The organism is Thermoactinospora rubra, assembly GCF_002093975.1.
Taxonomy (GTDB): Bacteria; Actinomycetota; Actinomycetes; order Streptosporangiales; family Streptosporangiaceae; genus Nonomuraea; species Nonomuraea rubra_A.
Genome location: NZ_MSZZ01000113.1, coordinates 1 through 1,632 on the forward strand (window position 1 = coordinate 1; position 1,632 = coordinate 1,632).

The following is a 1,632-nucleotide window of genomic DNA, read 5'->3' on the forward strand; positions in this document are numbered from 1 at the left end:
CCAATGTCAGGAACTTTAGGGGTCTGGCGTTGGCCGTTGGGCGACTGTTTGGGCTGATTGGGCGGGGTGTGGGTGGGTGCGGGTGCGTGGTGGGACGGTGATGGAGTAACTGGCGTTGTGTGCTAGGGGGCTGGTGTGGGTGTGGCGGGAGGGGTAGTGGGTGGCGACCCGCCAGACGGCTCTGGGGTAGACGCGGCCGGGACGGTGGGGGACCAGGGTACGGGGGTCGGTGAGGATGTCGGCCAGCCCCTTGGCGTGGGGGCCGGAACGGGTGACGGTGTCGCGGATGGTGTGCAGGGCGTGGGTGAAGCTGATCCGGTCGGGGTCGAGGCCGTGGGTGAGGGCGGCGCCGATGATGAGGTAGCGGATGGCCTGGTAGACGATGAGGTAGCCGTAGATTTCCTGCCGGACGAGGCCGGGGTGGGGCGAGCGGAGCAGGCGGCGGGTCCCGCGCAGCCGGGTCTTGATCTCGCTGTAGGCGATCTCGCAGTTCCAGCGCTGGGCGTAGGCGGCGGCCAGGACGTGGGCGGGATGGGTGCGGTAGTCGGTCAGGGTGGTCAGCAGCCGGTACGGTTCGGTGCGGGTGCTGCCGTCGTCGCCGGTGACGGTGATCAGGCAGATGATGACGCGGGCCAGGGTGGCTTTCATGGGTGCGACGGGTCGGGTGCTGCCGTTTCTGGCGCGGCTGCGGCGTTTGGCTTTGTGCTGGTCGCGTTCGCGTTGGCTGGTCAGGGCGGTCAGGTAGGAGCCGTCGGGCAGCGGTTGCAGGACCGGGAGCAGGACTTGGTGGTTGATGCGCCACAGCAGGTGGGCGCCGGTGGCGGCGGCATCGCGCCACAGGGTCAGGCCGTAGAAGCCGCGATCGGCCAGGGCCAGCATGCCCGGGTGCAGGCAGCGGATGAGCCGGTGGGCCAGCAGGCGTTCGCTGCCCGAGGTGCCGATCTCGGCGCCGAGGACGGCACGAGTTCCGCAGGCGATCAGCGTCAGCAGGGTCAGGTTCGGGTAGTGGGCGCCGGCGTGGCCCTCGGGGGCGGCAACGGGGTTGAAGGCGTGCTTGTTGCCGGGGCTGGCCGGGGTGGTCAGCCCGGTGCCGTCCCAGGCCACTACCAGCAGGTCATCCAGGTGGGACCAGGGCTGGCGGCCGTAGGTCAACGGCCCGGCCAGCCGGTGCAGCAGGGCGGCGAACACCGGCCAGCCCAGCCGCTGCCGCAGACCGGACAACGCCGTAGAGGAGGGCTGCTGCCAGTTACGCTCTCGCCATCGGCGCAGCAGCCCGCCGCCTGGTCCACCGGTCAGCCGGTCTAGCACCTGGCTGTAGTTCAGCGAGCTGAACAGGCATAAGCCGAGTACGAACCAGATGCCCAGATGGGCGGTCAGCTGTCGCGCCCGGATGGCCTTGCCATGGGTCGGCCGCCACTCAGCCAGCACCTCATCGACCACGGTGGGGTCGATGAACGATGTCAATGCGCCCAGCCCCACCCGATCTGCGACCTTCAGCCGAGTGGTCAGCGGGCCCAGACGTGTGACAGCATGAGCAACCACGAAGCTCCTTGCCAGACTAGATGATCTCGACAATCTCCAGTCATAGCAGGAGCTTCGTGCTTTCCGCTCATTCTTAAGTTCCTGACATTG

General features: G+C 68.4%; 1 protein-coding gene. It reads right to left on the bottom strand.

Annotated elements, in window-relative coordinates; genetic code table 11:
• Nucleotides 1-15 precede the first annotated feature (15 nt).
• The gene (locus BSB02_RS39115) at nt 16-1,542 is read right to left on the bottom strand and encodes an IS4 family transposase (protein WP_158088883.1); all 1,527 of its coding nucleotides are present in this window, start codon (nt 1,540-1,542) and stop codon (nt 16-18) included.
• Nucleotides 1,543-1,632: the final 90 nt, after the last annotated feature.